Below are 16,531 nucleotides of genomic sequence, written 5' to 3' on the forward strand. Positions count from 1 at the left end.
CGGGTCTCAATATCCGGGTGTGGAGGGGGCAGGCTGCGGTATCTATCTATTGCTTCGTGACAGCTTGTTACCGGTAGACACCGTCTTTGCCATGAGCGGCCGTGGCGCGATTGCTGCGCACGCTGATCATCTGCTTGATGTCGATCCACTCGATGCCTTGAGCTTTCAGTTTCGGCAGCTCCCGCTCCAGCACTGCCAGCGTCTGTGGATAAGGATGGCCGATCATCACCGCCGACCCCTGTTTGCGCGCCAGATTGATCGCGGTCTGCAATTGGGTGTAGATCGCCGCTTCGGTGCGCTCGTCATCGAGAAACACGTCCCGCGAAACACTCGCCAGATCGATCTTCTGCGCCTGTTGCGCGGCGACAGTCTGGGCGCTGGTGCGGCTGTCGACGAAGAACTTGTGGCGGCGTTGCAGCTCACCCATCAACCACGCCATCGCCACTGGTTGCGCCGTCATGCGGCTGCCCATGTGGTTATTGATGCCGGCGGTGTAGGGGACCATTTTGAACGCGGCGTCGAGACGCTTCTCAAGCTCCTCGATGGGCAGTTCGGGATGCCAGGCAAACGGGCCGGTGGCCGGGTCCATCGGCATGTGCAGGATCACGATCTTGCCGGCGCGATGGGCTTCGCGGGCGAATTCGGTGGCGTGCGGGGTGTCGGGCATGATTGCCGTGGTCACCGGCCCGGGCAGGGCCAGCACGCGACGATCCCGAGGCAGGTTCTGCCCCAGGTCGTCGATGATCAGTGTCAGGTAGGCTTTTTGCGGTGTCGGTCTGGCAGGTTCTGCTTGAACAGCACCCGCCAGACAGCACAACAGGACAAAGACGAAACGCAAAGACATCCTCAACGGCCGGACGTAATGCTCAGGCCTTTGAGCAGGCTCAGGGCCTGGGCCAGCTGGTAATCGTCATCCTGCGGCATGGCTTTCGGCTTGCCGCCGGAGCCGGTCGGTTTGTCCGCGCCGCCGTTGCCGTTGCCCAGGTGGCCCTGCAGGTCGGCTTCCTTGAAGTAGTCGCCGTCCGCCTCGTTGGTGATCTTGGCCTTGCGCACTTCGATGTCCGGGACGATGCCCTGGGCCTGGATCGAACGGCCGTTCGGCGTGAAGTACAGCGCGGTGGTGATCTTCAGCGCACGGTCGTTGTTCAGCGGCAGCACGGTCTGCACCGAGCCCTTGCCGAAACTGGTGGTGCCCATGACCACGGCGCGTTTCTGGTCTTGCAGGGCGCCGGCGACGATTTCCGAAGCCGAGGCACTGCCACCGTTGATCAGCACGACCATCGGCACGGCTTCGCTTTCGTCCTTGCCGGTGGCGGAGAAGCGCAACTCGGAGTTGGCGATCCGGCCCTTGGTGTAGACGATCAGGCCCTTGGTGATGAAGTGGTCGACCACTTCCACTGCTGCCTGCAGCACGCCGCCCGGGTTGTTGCGCAGGTCGAGGATGATGCCGTTGAGCTTCTTGCCGTTGTCCTTGCGCAGCTTGGCCAGGGCCTTGGAGACTTCTTCGCCGGTCTTGACCTGGAACTGGGTGATGCGGATCAGGCCGTAACCCGATTCGAGCAGTTGCGCCTTGACGCTCTTCACCTGGATCACCGCACGGGCCAGGGTCACGTCGAACGGCGTGCCGCCGTCACGAACCAGGGTCAGGGTGATTTTCTGGCCGATCTTGCCGCGCATCTTGTCCACGGCTTCGGTCATGGTCTGGCCACGGGTCGGTGCGCCGTTGATCTTGACGATGAAGTCACCGGCCTGGATGCCGGCCTTCGAGGCTGGCGTATCGTCGATCGGCGACACGACCTTGATGAAACCGTCTTCCGAGCCGACTTCGATGCCCAGGCCGCCGAACTCACCGCTGGTGCTTTCCTGCAGTTCGGTGAAGTCTTCCGGGCCAAGGTAGGCCGAGTGCGGGTCAAGGTTGCTGAGCATGCCCTTGATGGCGTTTTCCAGCAGGGTCTTGTCGTCCACCGGTTCGACATACGCGGCCTTGATCCGGTCCATGACCTCGGCAAAGGTGCGCAGCTCTTCCAGCGGCAACGGGGCCTTGGAGGTCGCGGCAGTGCCTGCCGGAGCGACAGCCGGGGCCGGTTGAGCGGCGAACGCCAGAGGCGCGCCGATCACCAGGGCGATCGTCAGGGCCAGCGAGGTAAGGCGGGACAAATGCAGCATGTCGAACGAACTCCTGAATTAGGCGACGCGCTTATCCTTGCGCGTGACACCATTGCGCCGGATCACTCGGGTGACCCTGCTGACGAATTGCGAAATACAGCGCTGGTGTGTCCTGCCCGCCACTGCTACCGACAGTGGAGATGGACTCACCGGCTTTTACCACGTCACCAGCCGACTTCAGCAGCGTCTGGTTATGACCGTAAAGACTCAGAAAACCGTTGCCGTGGTCGAGGATCACCAGCAGCCCGGCACCGCGCAACCAGTCGGCAAACACCACGCGCCCGCCGTGTACGGCATGCACCTGGCTGCCGGCGGCGGCGCTGATCATCACGCCGTCCCACTTGGTGCGGGCATCGTCGCCACGGGTTTCACCGAAGCGTGCCAGCAGTCGACCATCAACCGGCCATGGAAGTTTTCCCCGAGTGGCAGCAAAAGGGCCGCCGAACGTCTCGCCGCTGCTGGAAACCAGCGCGCCAGGGGTTGGTCTGGCTTTTGGGCGTGGGGCGTCGCTGGTGTCCGAGTCCGCATCGGCGCGGGCCTGGGCCTCACGTAAACGCTTTTTTTCGGCTTCCTGCTGAGCGATCAGCGCTTTCTGCCGCGCTTCTTCTGCCTCACGGGCCTGGCGGGCCAGGGTTTCTTCAATGGTTTTAAGGACTTTAGACAGGTCTGCCTGATCCTGCTCGCGGGCGGCCAGTTTCTGGTCGCGGGCTTTCACGTCGTCATTGAGCTTGGCCAGGACTTGCTGGCGCTCCTTGCGAACCTTGTCGAGGGCGTCACGCTGGGTGTCGAGGTCGCTTTTCTGCACCAGCAACTGGGCTTGTTGCGAGGAAATGTCTTTTTCGACATTGGCCAGCTGGCGCAGGGTTTCGTTGAAATTCTTCAGCTGCTCCAGGCGGGCCTGGCTCAGATAGTCGTAATAGGTGAGGGTGCGGGCGAATTTCTCGGGATTCTGCTGGTTGAGCAGCAGCTTGAGGTATTCCTGCCGGCCGTTCTGGTAGGCCGCGCGGGCCTGGATGGCGATCAGTCGCTGCTGTTCAGTGCGCGCGCTCTGGAGTTTTTTTTTCTCCGCATCGAGCCGCTGCAGCTCGGATTCGCTCTTCTTCAGCTCTTTTTGCAGGGCATCGACCTGCTTTTCGAGCTTGCCCATCTCGGTTTCGGTGCCCTTGAGCTCCTTTTGCACCCCGGATTTTTCTTCCTGGAGCTTGCCCAGCAGCTTTTTCAGCTCGGCGATGTCCTGACGCGTGGCGTCCAACTGCTGTTGGGTTTGCGCACGCTCGTCAGCGAAGGCCGGTTGGAGCAGGCATGTCAGAGCGAGGGCGATCAGGACGCGAAGCATAGGGGCGGGCGGCACCAGGGTAAGGGACGGCCTAGTATGCCCGCCCCACGCGGCAAAAAAAACGCCTCAAAGCCAACTGCTTTGAGGCGTTCGTCATAAAAAGCCGTTTCAGGCTGATTACAGGGCGTTTTTGATATCAGACCAGAATCGAAGTGCCAGTCATTTCCGCCGGTTTTTCCAGGCCCAGCAGTTTGAGCATGGTCGGCGCCACGTCCGCCAGTACGCCGCCTTCACGGACCTTGAGGTCACGCTTGCCGACATAGATGAAGGGCACCGGCTCGGTAGTGTGCGCGGTATGCGCCTGGCCGGTGGCTTCGTCGGCCATTTGCTCGACGTTGCCGTGGTCGGCGGTGATCAGGGCTTCGCCGCCAACCTTCTCCAGGGCTTCGACGATCCGGCCGACGCATGTGTCCAGGCATTCCACGGCTTTCACCGCTGCCTCGAACACGCCGCTGTGGCCGACCATGTCGCCGTTGGCGTAGTTGACCACGATCACGTCGTAGCGCTGATTCTCGATGGCATCGACGATGCGGTCGGTGACTTCCGGCGCGCTCATTTCCGGTTGCAGGTCATAGGTGGCGACCTTCGGCGACGGGATCAGGATGCGCTCTTCGCCCGGGAACGGCTCTTCGCGGCCACCGGAGAAGAAGAAGGTCACGTGGGCGTATTTCTCGGTCTCGGCGATACGCAGCTGGGTCTTGCCGTTTTTCGCCAGGTAGTCGCCGAGCACGTTTTCCAGGCTGCCCGGCGCAAAGGCTGCGGGGGCCGGAATGCTGGCGGCGTACTGGGTCAGGCCGACGTACTGCACTTTTGGCTGACGTGCGCGCTCGAATTCCTTGAAACCGTCTTCGACAAACACACGGCTCAGCTCGCGGGCACGGTCGGCGCGGAAGTTCATGAACACCACGGCGTCGCCGTCTTCGACCTTCACCGGCTCGCCGATGCTGGTGGCCTTGACGAACTCGTCGCTCTCGCCACGGGCGTAAGCGGCTTCCAGACCTTCCTGGGCAGTGGCGGCGCTGAATTCGCCTTTGCCATCAACGATCAGGTTGTAGGCCTGGGCTACGCGATCCCAACGGTTGTCGCGGTCCATGGCGAAGTAGCGGCCGATGATGCTGGCAATGCGGCCCTTGCCGAGGGCCTGGAAGGTCGCGTCGAGCAGTTCGATCGACGACGCGGCGCTTTTCGGCGGCGTGTCGCGGCCGTCGAGGAAGGCGTGCAGGTAGATTTTTTCGGCGCCACGCTTGAAGGCCAGTTCGGCCATGGCGATCAGGTGATCCTGGTGGCTGTGGACGCCGCCGTCCGACAGCAGGCCCATGAAATGCACGGCCTTGCCGGCGGCCACGGCTTTGTCCACAGCGGCGCAGATGGTCGGGTTCTCGAAGAACTCGCCGTCGCGGATCGCCTTGGTCACGCGTGTGAAGTCCTGATACACCACGCGGCCGGCGCCCAGGTTCATGTGGCCGACTTCGGAGTTGCCCATCTGGCCGTCCGGCAGGCCGACGTCCATGCCGCTGCCCGAGATCAGGCCGTTCGGCACTGTGGCCCACAGGCGATCCAGCACAGGCTTTTTGGCCGCGAAGACGGCGTTGGATTCGGGGCTGTCGCTGTGACCGAAGCCGTCGAGAATCATCAGGACCAAAGGTTTAGGCGTGGTAGTCATGGAATCCACTCGTGGCTAATAAAGAAGAGGGCGATGGAAAAGGGAGTTGGAGTTTAAAGCGAAGTTCCTGCGGCGTCACCGCCGGACGGGGTTTGGCCGACCATAGTGGCTGTGTATACTGGCCGACATTTTAACGCCCTGGAACCTCCTTCGATGGTTGCTCACCTGATTGAATTTGCCACTAACCACTACATTCTTGTCGGTATCTTCGTCGTACTGCTGGCTTTGCTGCTGGCGCATACGGTGCAGGGCGGCGGTAAAAGCCTGAGCACGGGCGAGCTGACCGCACTGGTCAACAAGGAAGCCGGCGTGGTGGTGGACATCCGTCCGAGCAAGGAATACGCCGCCGGTCACATCGTTGGCGCGGTGAACATTCCTCAGGACAAGCTGGCCGCCCGCATCGGCGAGCTGGAAAAGCACAAGGCCAAGACCATCATTCTGGTCGACGCCCTGGGCCAGACTGCCGGCACCCACGCCCGCGAGCTGATGAAATCCGGCTTCACCGCCGCCAAGCTGTCCGGCGGGATCTCCAGCTGGAAAGGCGACAACCTGCCGCTGGTGAAGTGATATGAGCGAAGTCATCGTCTACTCCAGCGATTACTGCCCTTACTGCTCGCGCGCCAAGTACCTGCTCGCGAACAAAGGCGTGGCCTTCGAAGAGATCAAGGTCGATGGCAAGCCGCAAGTGCGCGCCGCCATGGCCCAGAAAGCCGGACGCACGTCCGTGCCGCAGATCTGGATCGGCGACACCCACGTCGGCGGATGTGACGATTTGTACGCCCTGGAGCGCGCCGGCAAGCTCGACGCGCTGCTCAAGGCCTGAACTGCTGCACCTCACCAAGAACCCAAAAGACCCAAGATCAGAAAGGATCTGAGATGACTGACCAACAGAACACTGCAGCCAGCGAAGAAGAAACCGCACCGCAATTCTCCTTGCAGCGCATCTACGTTCGCGACCTGTCCTTCGAAGCTCCGAAAAGCCCGGCGATCTTTCGCCAGCAGTGGGACCCGACCGTCGGTCTGGATCTGAACACCCGTCAGAAAGCGCTGGAAGGCGATTTCTACGAAGTCGTGCTGACCCTGTCCGTGACCGTGAAAAACGGTGAAGAAGTCGCCTTCATCGCTGAAGTGCAACAGGCCGGTATCTTCCTGATCAAGAACCTGGACGCGAGCTCGATGAGCCACACTCTGGGTGCGTTCTGCCCGAACATCCTGTTCCCGTACGCTCGCGAAACCCTGGACAGCCTGGTGACCCGCGGTTCGTTCCCGGCCCTGATGCTGGCCCCGGTGAACTTCGACGCCCTGTACGCGCAAGAGCTGCAACGCATGCAGGAAGCCGGCGAGACTCCGACCGTTCAGTAAGCGGTCGATGCAACAACGAAAAAAGCGCCGTTACAGGCGCTTTTTTCATGGGCGGTGATCGTTACTTGAAGCCGTTCTGCCGCCACGCTTCGTACACGGCCACTGCCACGGTGTTGGACAGGTTCAGGCTGCGGCAGCCCTCGCGCATCGGCAGGCGCAGGCGCTGTTCGGCGGGCAGCGCATCCAGCACTTCCGGCGGCAGGCCACGGCTTTCCGGGCCGAAGATGAAGGCATCGCCCGGGACGAACGCGGCATCGTGAAACGGTCGCGAACCTTTGGTGGTGAAGGCGAACAGCCTTGGATGGCCGAGGCTTTCCAGGCAGCTGGCCAGGTCGGCGTGGCGTTGCAGCGTGGCGTACTCGTGGTAGTCGAGACCGGCACGACGCAGGCGCTTGTCGTCCATCTCGAAGCCCAGCGGTTCGATCAAATGCAGGTGGCAGCCGCTGTTGGCGCACAGCCTGATAACGTTACCGGTGTTCGGTGGAATTTCCGGTTGAAAAAGGATGACGTGAAACATGCACGGCTCCGAAGGTAAAGATGACGCGCATTCTACGCCGCCAGCCGACCCGCGTTCGAAACTATTCCCGCGAGTCATGGGATCGCTGGCGATTTTCGGCCTGATGGTCGGGATGATGATCGGCCGTTTGACCACGCCTGACCCCAGCGTATTGCAGCAGGTCGAGGTGATCGATGGCGGCCTGGCGGTCTGGTTCAACAACGAACCGAAGCTGCATGGCGAAATCGTCGATGGCACGCTCGCCCTGTTGTTTCAGGCCGAGGGCAAGGCACAAAAGGGCCAGTTGAAGCTCAATGGCAAGGACGTGAACTGGCGGACGCGATTGAGTGACGGCGGGTTGCTGCTGACGGTGCTGGCGGCGCGGCCGCTGCAAGGGGAGTGGGCCGGCCAGGCGGTCGATGACCGCTGGCGGCTGGAGATCCGTCTCCGGGAGCGATAAAAGAGGGAATCCCCGGCCTGCCTGTACCAAGGTTCCCGAAACGGGCGGGCTCATCGCATGGCGTGCTGAGCCGGTGTAAAGAAGGAACCCCTGACCTGCCTGTATCAAGGGCCCCAAAAGGGTGGGCTTGATGAGCCCGGTGTAAAGAGGGGAATCCCCGGCCTGCCTGTACCAAGGCCCCCGAAAGGGTGGGTGAATCGAATCACCTGAAGGGTTTATTGCAGGGGGCGTGCCAGTTTTTATCGTTTTGAAACAAAAAAGCCCGACACCATGACGAAGGCCCCGTAATACGGGGCCTTCGTCTTTTCACTGGCTGGTTTTTTCAGCGTGTTGCGACACAAGGTTGAGCCCGCGACCGTGCCCGATTACGGGTCACGGTGCCTTGCGGCGGTGCAGGCCGGCACTGAATCTCAGCCCTCATCACCCTCATCGTCATCCCCGCCATCGACCTTCATGCCGAGTTCCTTGATCTTGCGGGTCAAGGTATTGCGGCCCCAGCCCAGCAGCACCGCAGCGTCACGGCGACGCCCGGCAGTGTGCTTCAACGCCGTCTCGATCATGATCCGCTCGAACGCCGGCACCGCGCTGTCGAGCAGGCTCGACTGGCCACGCGCCAAGGCCTGGTCGGCCCACTGGCGCAGTGCCTGTTCCCAGTTGGTCACCGGTGCAGAATCCTGCGGCAGGCTCAGCAGTTCCGGTGGCAGGTCGCCGATGTGCACCTCGCGCCCGGACGCCATCACCGTGATCCAGCGGCAGGTGTTTTCCAGCTGCCGCACGTTGCCCGGCCATGGCAGGTTCTTCAGGTATTCCTCGGTCTCGCTTTTCAGCAACTTCGGCTCCACCGCCAGTTCCTGCGCGGCACGGCTGAGGAAGTGCTTGGCCAGGGTCGGGATGTCCTCGCGGCGGTCCGACAGGCGCGGGATATGGATGCGGATCACGTTGAGGCGGTGGAACAAGTCCTCACGGAATTTCCCGGCGTGGACCAGGGTTTCCAGATTCTGGTGAGTCGCCGCGATGATCCGTACATCAACCTTGACCGGCACATGCCCGCCAACGCGATAGAACTCGCCGTCGGCCAGCACCCGCAACAGTCGGGTCTGGGTATCTGCCGGCATGTCGCCGATTTCATCGAGGAACAGCGTGCCGCCATCGGCCTGTTCGAAACGCCCGCGTCGCAGGTTGGCTGCGCCGGTGAACGCGCCTTTTTCGTGGCCGAACAGCTCGGACTCCATCAGATCCTTCGGAATCGCCGCCATGTTCAGCGCAATGAACGGCGAGGCCGCCCGCGGGCTGTGACGGTGCAGGGCATGGGCCACCAGCTCTTTACCGGTGCCGGATTCGCCGTTGATCAACACCGTGATGTTGGAGTGGCTAAGGCGTCCGATGGCACGAAACACTTCCTGCATCGCCGGCGCTTCGCCGATGATTTCCGGGGTGCGGGTCAGGGCCGGCACCACTTCGAGGCCTTGCTGCTCCTGGGCGTGCTGGTTGGCGCGCTTGACCAGCGACACCGCTTCGTCGACGTCGAACGGCTTGGGCAGGTATTCGAAAGCGCCGCCCTGATAGGACGCGACAGCGCTGTCCAGATCGGAGTGTGCGGTCATGATGATGACCGGCAGTCGTGGGTGCTGCTCGCGAATCCGCGCCAGAAGATCCAGACCGCTGGCACCCGGCATGCGGATGTCGGAGATGATCACGTCCGGCTGCTGGCGGGCCAGGCGACTCATCACGCCATCGGCACTGTCGAAGCTCTGGGTGGTCATGCCTTCCTGTTGCAGCGCTTTTTCCAGGACCCAGCGGATAGAACGGTCGTCATCGACGATCCACACGGTTTCACTACGGCTCATGTCGATGTGGCTCCTTGTTCCAATGGCAGAAAGATCGAGAAGGTGGTGTGGCCTGGATGGCTGTCACACTCGATCAGGCCCTGGTGCTGGCTGATGATGTTCTGGGTGATGGCCAGGCCGAGTCCGGTACCGTCCGGACGTCCGCTGACCATGGGAAAGAAAATGGTTTCCTGGAGTTCCGCCGGGATCCCCGGGCCGTTGTCGATGATTTCGATCTTGGTCACCAGACGATGGCGGATATGGCCGATGGTGAACTGGCGCATGGCGCGGGTGCGCAGGCTGATGCGGCCCAGACGCAGTTCGTTCTGGCTGCTGATCGCCTGCATCGCGTTGCGCACGATGTTCAACACGGCCTGAATCATTTGTTCGCGGTCGATCAGCACGTCCGGAATGCTCGGGTCGTAATCGCGCACCAAGGTGATGCAGCCCTGGCTTTCGGCTTCGACCAACTGGCAGACGCGCTCCAGCACTTCGTGGACGTTGCACAGCGCCAGCGACGGCAGTTTGTTCGAGCCGAGCATGCGGTCGACCAGATTGCGCAGGCGGTCGGCCTCTTCGATGATCACGTTGGTGTAGTCGCGCAGGCTGTCTTCCGGCAGCTCCCGGGCCAGCAATTGCGCGGCGCCACGGATGCCGCCCAGCGGGTTCTTGATTTCGTGGGCGAGGCCGCGCACCAGCATCTTGCTGGTTTCCTGCTTCGACAGCTGCGCCTCTTCCTTGGTGATCCGCAGCAAGCGATCGCGAGGGTGAACCTCCAGCAACAGCAGGGTCGCGCCGCTGCTGAGAATCGGAGTCACCGCGTAGTCCACGGTCAGGGTCTGGCCGGTGAGGGCGGTGAGCATCGCTTCGCGCTTGGTGAACGGGTGCGCCTGTTCCACCGCCTGGCGCAACGAATTGAGCGCTTCGGTGGATTCGGTGAACAGCTCGCTGATGAACTGGCCATGGCTGCGCTGACCGCTGATGGCCAGCAGCATCTCCGCCGCCGGGTTCATGTACTCGAGGCGCAATTCGGCGTCGAGCAGGATGGTGGCGGTGGTCAGGTTGTCGAGCAGCAATCGGTGGAGTGCGTCGCTTATGGTCATCAGGACCTCTTTTGGAGCAAGGCGTGCGCGAGAAACGAAGCGCCGGTGCGAGGAAAATGCAAAAACCAAACCAAGGCTCCGAAAAGAAGCGTTCATCCCCTGAAACGGGCGTTTGACGCTCCTTTGCGTGGCGATCAGCCGGCCCTGGCGGGTACTTTCGAACCAAAATGGGTTGGATTGTGGGTACGGTGCAGACTGTTGCACCAATATAGTGCGCAAAGCTGAACGGCGTTAGAAGAAACGCAGGAAGGGGTTTTTCGGTTCGACGGGTTTGTCTTTCAGCGGGCATTCCGGGCGAACGCCGTAGTCGTCGGTGGTGCAGGGTTTGACCTGGCGTTTCTGTGCCAGTGAGATGCGCTGCATGTGGAACGGCTGATTGGCCGTGCGCTCGACGATGCGGTCCTGCGCATCAAGAATCTCCACTGACAGGTTGTGGCTGCCGCGATCAATATTGCTCAGCGGGAACACCGGGCTCAATCCGGGTTCGCCGGTGGGCTGGCCGTCCAGCAACAGGCGATAGCGATGTCCCTTTTGCAGGCCGGGTTCGCTGGTGATGCTGACGATCAGTTCGCCGGCGCTGCTGCGAATGGTCGCGTCCGGTTCCGGGACCAGCACTCGCAGCATGTCGTAGCGGAACAGCGGTTGCTCCGGTGATTTTTTCGCCGTGGTGATGGGTGCCGCCCCGGTCGGGTTCGAGGCCATGCGATTACTGGTGGCCAGCGGCACACGCTTGGCATTGCCGCGCGGCTGGTCGGTGTAGACCCGATTGCCCTGGGAATCGACATAAGTGAAGACCTCGGCGGATGTGCCAAGCGCAAACAGGGCCAGGCACACAGCGATCAATCCGCGAGTCATGGCTTGTGCACCCGCTGCACGGTGAACACCACGGCCGGGCTCTGCTGAATGATCGCCTCGCCATCGATCACCTGAACCGCCAGTCGATGCTCGCCTCGATCGACGTTCACCAGTTGCAGGATCGGCACGTTGCTCGGCTGGCCGTAAGGCGCGTCGTCCAGCAACAGGCGCAATTGATGCGGCGGTTGCAGGCGCGGCTTGATCAGCACGCTGACGGTGAACGTGCCGTTGTTGGCGCGCAGGGCTTCTTCGGTGGGCAGGCCGGTCAGCTCCAGCACTTCATAGGCATTTCGTGCAGGCGCCCGATTGGCCGCGTCCGACGACGGCGCACTCGGTGCCTGAGGCTGGACACTGTTGAGCGGCGGCAACTCCACCGGCTGTGCCTTCACGCCGTCCGGCGAATGATCGCTGTACACCGTGTTGCCGTTGGCGTCGGTGTACTTGTAGATCTGCGCGGCGGCGGGCAGGGCGATCAGCAGCAGGATGTAGAGAAAGGTACGACCCATGAAATCGACCGGAAACGAAAACGATGGGTTGCAGCATAGGCCACGGACGGCGGTTAGCCCAACCGGGACAACATCCGCTCACACAAGCGCCCCGGATTTACTGTGAGATGCTCGGCGTGCCCGCATTTTCACGGGCGCCGGACAAGGTGCCGGCCTTGTAGTGCTCGATGAAGAGCAGCGCACCATTGGCGTCGACTTCGCGCAACTCGCCTTCCTTTTTGTCGTCAGCGAAGTGGACGCTCCGGGTGTGGCCATTGTCCGTCTTGGTCACCCAGAGGCCTTGGCGTTTGTCATCGCGGTATTCACCGCGCTCGGTAGCGCCGCGGACGGTCAATTCGCTGAGGCCGTTGAGTTGGCCGTGGGCATAGGTCTGGAATCCGGTGGCGACCCATTCCATGTCGTCGTGGTTGAGAAGCTGCCAACGACCCTCGCGCAAATCATTGTGGAATTCGCCCTCCAGTGTTTGCCCATCCTGGTACAGCGTCCATTGGCCCTCTCGTTTGCCCTCTACGAAATTACCGGACTCCGAGTATTTCTCGTCTTTGGAAGACGACCACGGACCGATCCGCACGCCTTGCTTGTAGGCTCCTTGGGCCGAGATCGATTCGGAATCAAAAGACACTGACTGGCCGTCTTCGCTGCCGGTGAATTTAGTCGGTTCGGTTTCCCAGGCAATACGCCTGACCCGATAGTTGTAGAGCGTGCGCTTGCCCTCGACGAGAGTCTTGTCGAGCCAGCGCCAGAAGGTCACGGTGAGAAACCGGCCGTCTTTTTCCAGGTAGGTCTTCTTGAAAAAGTAGGGCTCGTCATCTGGCGTCGGGTTGCTCAGTGGGTCGTAGTACTGGCCGTAAAAGCTCACCAGTTTGCCTTGGCTGAAATCGAGCTGGTCGAATTCCGGTACACCGGACTCTTCAAGAAAGAGACTGTAGTTGAGCGGGGTGATCTGGCTCAACGCTTTCTTGATGGTCAGGGCGTCGAGCGGCTTGCGGCCTGCAGTGATACGGTCCAGCGCTGGCTGCAGTCGCGTGACGCGGCTATAGAGGCGATCGTTGGCGTTGTACTTGTAGCCGTAGATCCTGTAGCCGTCGCTTTGCCGGAAAAGCACGAAGCGAGTGGGGTCCTCACTGTCGAGCGACATGAGAAAGACCGACTCGATGCTCGCCTGGCCGAAGTCATCAAGCAATTGCGGTCGTTCGCCCGGTGTCTCGCAACGGCAGTAATAGCCTTTGACGCCGTTCGTTTCCTTGATGAACGCCAGGGTCATCAAGCTTTCTTGCAAGCCCTGGATCAGCGGGTGAGCCAGCGGCTTGTCTTCATAGAATTCGGCACCGCCGGCTGTCGAGCAGGCGAGTCCCGCCATCAGGGCGAAAGCCCGTAACCACTTCATGCGAATCCCTTCGTCAAGGCGCCGCTCATGGCGCGAAAGCGGCGGATTATCCATGGATGAGCGGGCACAAAAAAGGCCTCCCGAAGGAGGCCTCTCTTTTGTCACGCCGCGTCGCGCAGCGCTACCGGATCAGCAGCTGTAGTACAGCTCATATTCCAGTGGGTGTACGAAGGTGCGGACCTTGATTTCTTCTTCGGATTTCAGCGCGATGTAGGCATCGATGAAGTCGTCGGAGAATACGCCGCCCTTGGTCAGGAACGCGCGGCCCTTGTCCAGCTCTTCCAGGGCTTCTTTCAGGCTGCCGCAAACTTGCGGGATCTCTTTCGCCTCTTCAGGCGGCAGGTCGTACAGGTTTTTGTCAGCAGCATCGCCTGGGTGGATCTTGTTCTGGATACCGTCCAGACCGGCCATCAGCAGTGCTGCGAAAGCCAGGTACGGGTTGGCAGCCGGATCCGGGAAACGTGCTTCGATACGACGGCCGCGTGGGCTGTTGACGTAAGGAATACGGATCGAGGCGGAACGGTTGCGAGCCGAGTAGGCCAGCATCACCGGAGCTTCGAAACCTGGCACCAGGCGCTTGTAGGAGTTGGTGGCCGGGTTGGTGAAGCCGTTCAGGGCCTTACCGTGCTTGATGATGCCGCCGATGAAGTACAGGGCGGTTTCGGACAGGCCGGCATAACCTTCACCAGCGAAGGTGTTCTTGCCATCTTTGGCGATGGACATGTGAACGTGCATACCCGAACCGTTATCGCCGTACAGAGGCTTCGGCATGAAGGTCGCGGTGCGGCCGTAGGCATCGGCCACGTTGTGTACAACGTATTTCAGAGTCTGAACTTCGTCAGCTTTCTTCACCAGGGTGTTGAACTTGACACCAATTTCGTTTTGACCGGCAGTCGCCACTTCGTGGTGGTGAACTTCAACGGTCTGACCCATTTCTTCCAGTGCGTTGCACATGGCGGTACGGATTTCGTGGTCGTGGTCGAACGGCGGAACCGGGAAGTAGCCGCCTTTCACGCCTGGACGGTGGCCCTTGTTGCCGCCTTCCACGTCCTGGTCGGACATCCACGAGCCTTGCTCGGAGTAGATCTTGAACATCGAGCCGGAGATGTCGGACTTGAACTTCACTTCGTCGAAGATGAAGAACTCAGGCTCTGGACCGGCGAATACGGTGTCACCGATACCGGTGGTCTTCAGGTATTCCTCGGCGCGGTGGGCGATGGCGCGCGGGTCGCGATCGTAACCTTGCATGGTCGAAGGTTCGATGATGTCGCAGACCAGGATCAGGGTCGGCTCTTCGGTGAACGGGTCCAGAACGGCGGTTTCGTCGTCCGGCAGCAGGATCATGTCGGAGGCTTCGATGCCTTTCCAGCCAGCGATGGAGGAACCGTCGAACATCTTGCCAACTTCGAAGAAGTCGTCTTCCAGCGCATCGCGAGCCGGCATGGTCACGTGGTGCTGAGTGCCTTTGGTGTCCGTGAAGCGCAGATCAATCCACTTGACGTCATGATCTTTGATGAGTTGAACCGACTTCGACATAGTGTCCTCCGGGTGGCTTAGGGCTGGTAGTGGATGCCCTTAAATGTTGGTGATGCCGGCGCGAATACTCTGCCAAGGCAACCTGCCTCACAAGGGAGCAAATTGCATGCCAGTGCCCCAGCATGGGTTTTTTGCCCCAAATTCACGCTTATTAAGGTGCGAAACGCATAAAGGCTGAAAATCTCGCCCTTTAATGTAGCGCCATAAGTCGAAAATGACCCGTTTTGGTGCATGCAAAACCTTCTGCACATTAACTGGTTAAACCTTGAGCAATTTCCGCTATAATCCGCGCCCCCCTTTTTCGGCTGGCCCAGCGCGCGCTGTTTTCATGAAACTAATCGTAAAAGTCTTCCCCGAGATCACCATCAAAAGCCGACCTGTCCGGACGAAATTCATCCGCCAGCTGGCCAAGAACATCCGCACCGTGCTCCGCGACCTGGACCCGGCCGTGGTGGTGAACGGTGTGTGGGACAATCTCGAGCTGGAAACCCGCGTGACCGATCCCAAGGCCCTGAAAGAGATGGGCGAGCGCCTGACTTGCATGCCGGGCATCGCGCACTTTCTGCAGATCGACGAGTACCCGCTGGGCGACTTCGACGACATCACCGAGAAGTGCAAGCAGCACTACGGCGATGCACTGGCCGGGAAGATTTTCTCGGTGCGCTGCAAACGTGCGGGCAAGCATGCATTCAGCTCGATGGACGTCGAAAAATACGTCGGCAGCAAGCTGCGCCGTGAGTGCGGTGCCGCCGGAATCGACCTGAAAGCGCCGGAAATCGAAGTCCGCATCGAAGTTCGCGACAAACGGTTGTTTGTCATCCACAGCCAGCACAATGGCATTGGCGGCTACCCGCTCGGTGCGCTGGAGCAGACGCTGGTGTTGATGTCCGGCGGCTTTGACTCGACGGTTGCGGCCTACCAGATCATGCGTCGCGGCCTGATGGCGCACTTCTGCTTCTTCAATCTGGGCGGTCGTGCCCACGAACTGGGCGTGATGGAAGTCGCGCATTTCATCTGGAAGAAGTACGGCAGCTCGCAACGCGTGCTATTTGTCAGTGTTCCATTTGAAGAAGTCCTGGGCGAAATTCTCGGCAAGGTCGATAACAGTCATATGGGCGTCGTATTGAAGCGTATGATGTTGCGCGCCTCCTCGGCCATCGCCGAGCGCCTGCACATTGATGCGCTGGTCACCGGCGAGGCGATCTCCCAGGTGTCGAGCCAGACGCTGCCGAACCTGTCGGTGATCGACTGCGTGACCGACAAACTGGTCCTGCGTCCGCTGATCGTCGCCCACAAGCAGGACATCATCGACACGGCCAACGAGATCGGCACCGCCGATTTCGCCCGGCACATGCCGGAGTACTGCGGGGTCATTTCGGTCAACCCGAAGACCGCCGCCAAGCGTGGCCGGGTCGAGCACGAAGAGCAGGAATTCGACATGGCGGTGCTCGAGCGTGCGCTCGCAAACGCCAGACTGGTGCCGATCGATCGGGTGATCGACGAATTGGGCCAGGATTTGCAAATCGAAGAAGTCAGCGAGGCACTGGCCGGCCAGATCGTCATCGACATCCGTCACCCGGATGCCGCCGAGGATGAGCCGCTGGAACTCGAGGGCATAGAAGTACAGACGATGCCGTTCTATGCAGTGAACGCACGTTTCAAGGAACTGGACCCTACTCGCCAGTACCTGCTGTATTGCGACAAAGGCGTGATGAGTCGCCTGCATGCTCACCATTTGCTCAGTGAGGGGCATGCCAATGTGCGCGTTTATCGACCGAGCTAAGTGCCCGGGGCTGTTTGCCTGTGGCCTGCGTCACCGGCCCCCCGACACCGCC

At 61.0% G+C, this 16,531-nt stretch carries 16 protein-coding genes; 5 read left to right on the forward strand and 11 right to left on the reverse strand.

Annotated features, from left to right (window positions below; genetic code table 11):
* Positions 1 to 67: 67 nt before the first annotated feature.
* The 4 genes from M5B98_RS23855 to gpmI all read right to left on the reverse strand — a co-directional run bounded on the left by M5B98_RS23855 (position 68) and on the right by gpmI (position 5,165).
* Positions 68 to 844: a divergent polysaccharide deacetylase family protein gene (locus M5B98_RS23855; protein ID WP_248744179.1), complete on the reverse strand. Its 777-nt coding sequence runs from the start codon at positions 842 to 844 to the stop codon at positions 68 to 70.
* Between the two features lie 2 nt (positions 845 to 846).
* Positions 847 to 2,166: a S41 family peptidase gene (locus M5B98_RS23860; protein WP_085712771.1), complete on the reverse strand. Its 1,320-nt coding sequence runs from the start codon at positions 2,164 to 2,166 to the stop codon at positions 847 to 849.
* 31 nt (positions 2,167 to 2,197) lie between these two features.
* On the reverse strand, positions 2,198 to 3,502 hold the full coding sequence (locus M5B98_RS23865; RefSeq protein WP_119428657.1) for a murein hydrolase activator EnvC family protein: 1,305 nt from the start codon (positions 3,500 to 3,502) through the stop codon (positions 2,198 to 2,200).
* Positions 3,503 to 3,638: 136 nt separating this feature from the next.
* Complete coding sequence (gpmI, locus tag M5B98_RS23870) at positions 3,639 to 5,165, reverse strand: 2,3-bisphosphoglycerate-independent phosphoglycerate mutase (RefSeq protein WP_248744180.1); 1,527 nt, start codon at positions 5,163 to 5,165, stop codon at positions 3,639 to 3,641.
* Between the two features lie 153 nt (positions 5,166 to 5,318).
* Between gpmI and M5B98_RS23875 the strand changes: the two genes are divergently transcribed.
* Genes M5B98_RS23875 through secB form a run of 3 tightly spaced genes read left to right on the forward strand, consistent with a single transcriptional unit; the run spans position 5,319 to position 6,527 of the window.
* The gene (locus M5B98_RS23875) at positions 5,319 to 5,732 is read left to right on the forward strand and encodes a rhodanese-like domain-containing protein (protein ID WP_085712774.1); all 414 of its coding nucleotides are present in this window, start codon (positions 5,319 to 5,321) and stop codon (positions 5,730 to 5,732) included.
* A 1-nt stretch (position 5,733) separates the two neighbouring features.
* A complete protein-coding gene (grxC, locus tag M5B98_RS23880; RefSeq protein ID WP_085712775.1) occupies positions 5,734 to 5,988 on the forward strand; it encodes a glutaredoxin 3 in 255 nt (84 codons plus the stop codon).
* Between the two features lie 53 nt (positions 5,989 to 6,041).
* On the forward strand, positions 6,042 to 6,527 hold the full coding sequence (gene secB, locus M5B98_RS23885; RefSeq protein WP_248744181.1) for a protein-export chaperone SecB: 486 nt from the start codon (positions 6,042 to 6,044) through the stop codon (positions 6,525 to 6,527).
* Between the two features lie 61 nt (positions 6,528 to 6,588).
* On the opposite strand, the gene M5B98_RS23890 is transcribed toward secB, so the two are convergent.
* Complete coding sequence (locus M5B98_RS23890; RefSeq protein WP_114881098.1) at positions 6,589 to 7,044, reverse strand: tRNA (cytidine(34)-2'-O)-methyltransferase; 456 nt, start codon at positions 7,042 to 7,044, stop codon at positions 6,589 to 6,591.
* On the opposite strand from M5B98_RS23890, the gene M5B98_RS23895 reads away from it, so the two are divergent.
* Positions 7,043 to 7,483: a hypothetical protein gene (locus M5B98_RS23895; RefSeq protein WP_248744182.1), complete on the forward strand. Its 441-nt coding sequence runs from the start codon at positions 7,043 to 7,045 to the stop codon at positions 7,481 to 7,483. The two genes, M5B98_RS23890 and M5B98_RS23895, sit on opposite strands and share 2 nt — an antisense overlap.
* Before the next feature lie 410 nt (positions 7,484 to 7,893).
* Here the strand turns inward: M5B98_RS23895 and ntrC are convergent, their stop codons facing one another.
* The 6 genes from ntrC to glnA form a co-directional block, all read right to left on the reverse strand.
* On the reverse strand, positions 7,894 to 9,330 hold the full coding sequence (gene ntrC, locus M5B98_RS23900) for a nitrogen regulation protein NR(I) (protein WP_085712778.1): 1,437 nt from the start codon (positions 9,328 to 9,330) through the stop codon (positions 7,894 to 7,896).
* Positions 9,327 to 10,412, reverse strand: coding sequence for a nitrogen regulation protein NR(II) (gene glnL, locus M5B98_RS23905; RefSeq protein WP_085712779.1), 1,086 nt, complete (start codon positions 10,410 to 10,412; stop codon positions 9,327 to 9,329). The genes ntrC and glnL overlap by 4 nt, the downstream gene beginning before the upstream one ends.
* A gap of 231 nt (positions 10,413 to 10,643) precedes the next feature.
* Positions 10,644 to 11,267 carry a DUF4124 domain-containing protein gene (locus tag M5B98_RS23910; RefSeq protein ID WP_248744183.1) on the reverse strand — a complete coding sequence of 208 codons (624 nt, stop codon included), beginning with the start codon at positions 11,265 to 11,267 and terminating at the stop codon, positions 10,644 to 10,646.
* Positions 11,264 to 11,773, reverse strand: a complete 510-nt coding sequence (locus M5B98_RS23915; protein ID WP_248744184.1) for a DUF4124 domain-containing protein — start codon at positions 11,771 to 11,773, stop codon at positions 11,264 to 11,266. Before M5B98_RS23915 ends, M5B98_RS23910 begins: the two co-directional genes overlap by 4 nt.
* Before the next feature lie 97 nt (positions 11,774 to 11,870).
* Positions 11,871 to 13,214 (reverse strand): toxin-antitoxin system YwqK family antitoxin, encoded by a 1,344-nt coding sequence (locus M5B98_RS23920; RefSeq protein ID WP_248744185.1) that lies wholly within the window; start codon positions 13,212 to 13,214, stop codon positions 11,871 to 11,873.
* Positions 13,215 to 13,289: 75 nt separating this feature from the next.
* Entirely contained in the window at positions 13,290 to 14,696 is a 1,407-nt protein-coding gene (glnA, locus tag M5B98_RS23925; RefSeq protein WP_085712782.1) for a glutamate--ammonia ligase, read from the reverse strand.
* 328 nt (positions 14,697 to 15,024) lie between these two features.
* Between glnA and thiI the strand changes: the two genes are divergently transcribed.
* A complete protein-coding gene (thiI, locus tag M5B98_RS23930; RefSeq protein ID WP_085712783.1) occupies positions 15,025 to 16,479 on the forward strand; it encodes a tRNA uracil 4-sulfurtransferase ThiI in 1,455 nt (484 codons plus the stop codon).
* Positions 16,480 to 16,531: the final 52 nt, after the last annotated feature.

The sequence above is a fragment of the Pseudomonas sp. MWU12-3088 genome, from assembly GCF_023242405.1.
Classification (GTDB): Bacteria; Pseudomonadota; Gammaproteobacteria; order Pseudomonadales; family Pseudomonadaceae; genus Aquipseudomonas; species Aquipseudomonas kribbensis.

Coding starts and splice junctions, on each gene's coding strand:
- M5B98_RS23855 (WP_248744179.1), bottom strand. CDS start 844: ATGTCTTTGCGTTTCGTCTTTGTCCTGTTGTGCTGTCTGGCGGGTGCT.
- M5B98_RS23860 (WP_085712771.1), bottom strand. CDS start 2,166: ATGCTGCATTTGTCCCGCCTTACCTCGCTGGCCCTGACGATCGCCCTG.
- M5B98_RS23865 (WP_119428657.1), bottom strand. CDS start 3,502: ATGCTTCGCGTCCTGATCGCCCTCGCTCTGACATGCCTGCTCCAACCG.
- gpmI (WP_248744180.1), bottom strand. CDS start 5,165: ATGACTACCACGCCTAAACCTTTGGTCCTGATGATTCTCGACGGCTTC.
- M5B98_RS23875 (WP_085712774.1), top strand. CDS start 5,319: ATGGTTGCTCACCTGATTGAATTTGCCACTAACCACTACATTCTTGTC.
- grxC (WP_085712775.1), top strand. CDS start 5,734: ATGAGCGAAGTCATCGTCTACTCCAGCGATTACTGCCCTTACTGCTCG.
- secB (WP_248744181.1), top strand. CDS start 6,042: ATGACTGACCAACAGAACACTGCAGCCAGCGAAGAAGAAACCGCACCG.
- M5B98_RS23895 (WP_248744182.1), top strand. CDS start 7,043: ATGCACGGCTCCGAAGGTAAAGATGACGCGCATTCTACGCCGCCAGCC.
- M5B98_RS23890 (WP_114881098.1), bottom strand. CDS start 7,044: ATGTTTCACGTCATCCTTTTTCAACCGGAAATTCCACCGAACACCGGT.
- ntrC (WP_085712778.1), bottom strand. CDS start 9,330: ATGAGCCGTAGTGAAACCGTGTGGATCGTCGATGACGACCGTTCTATC.
- glnL (WP_085712779.1), bottom strand. CDS start 10,412: ATGACCATAAGCGACGCACTCCACCGATTGCTGCTCGACAACCTGACC.
- M5B98_RS23910 (WP_248744183.1), bottom strand. CDS start 11,267: ATGACTCGCGGATTGATCGCTGTGTGCCTGGCCCTGTTTGCGCTTGGC.
- M5B98_RS23915 (WP_248744184.1), bottom strand. CDS start 11,773: ATGGGTCGTACCTTTCTCTACATCCTGCTGCTGATCGCCCTGCCCGCC.
- M5B98_RS23920 (WP_248744185.1), bottom strand. CDS start 13,214: ATGGATAATCCGCCGCTTTCGCGCCATGAGCGGCGCCTTGACGAAGGG.
- glnA (WP_085712782.1), bottom strand. CDS start 14,696: ATGTCGAAGTCGGTTCAACTCATCAAAGATCATGACGTCAAGTGGATT.
- thiI (WP_085712783.1), top strand. CDS start 15,025: ATGAAACTAATCGTAAAAGTCTTCCCCGAGATCACCATCAAAAGCCGA.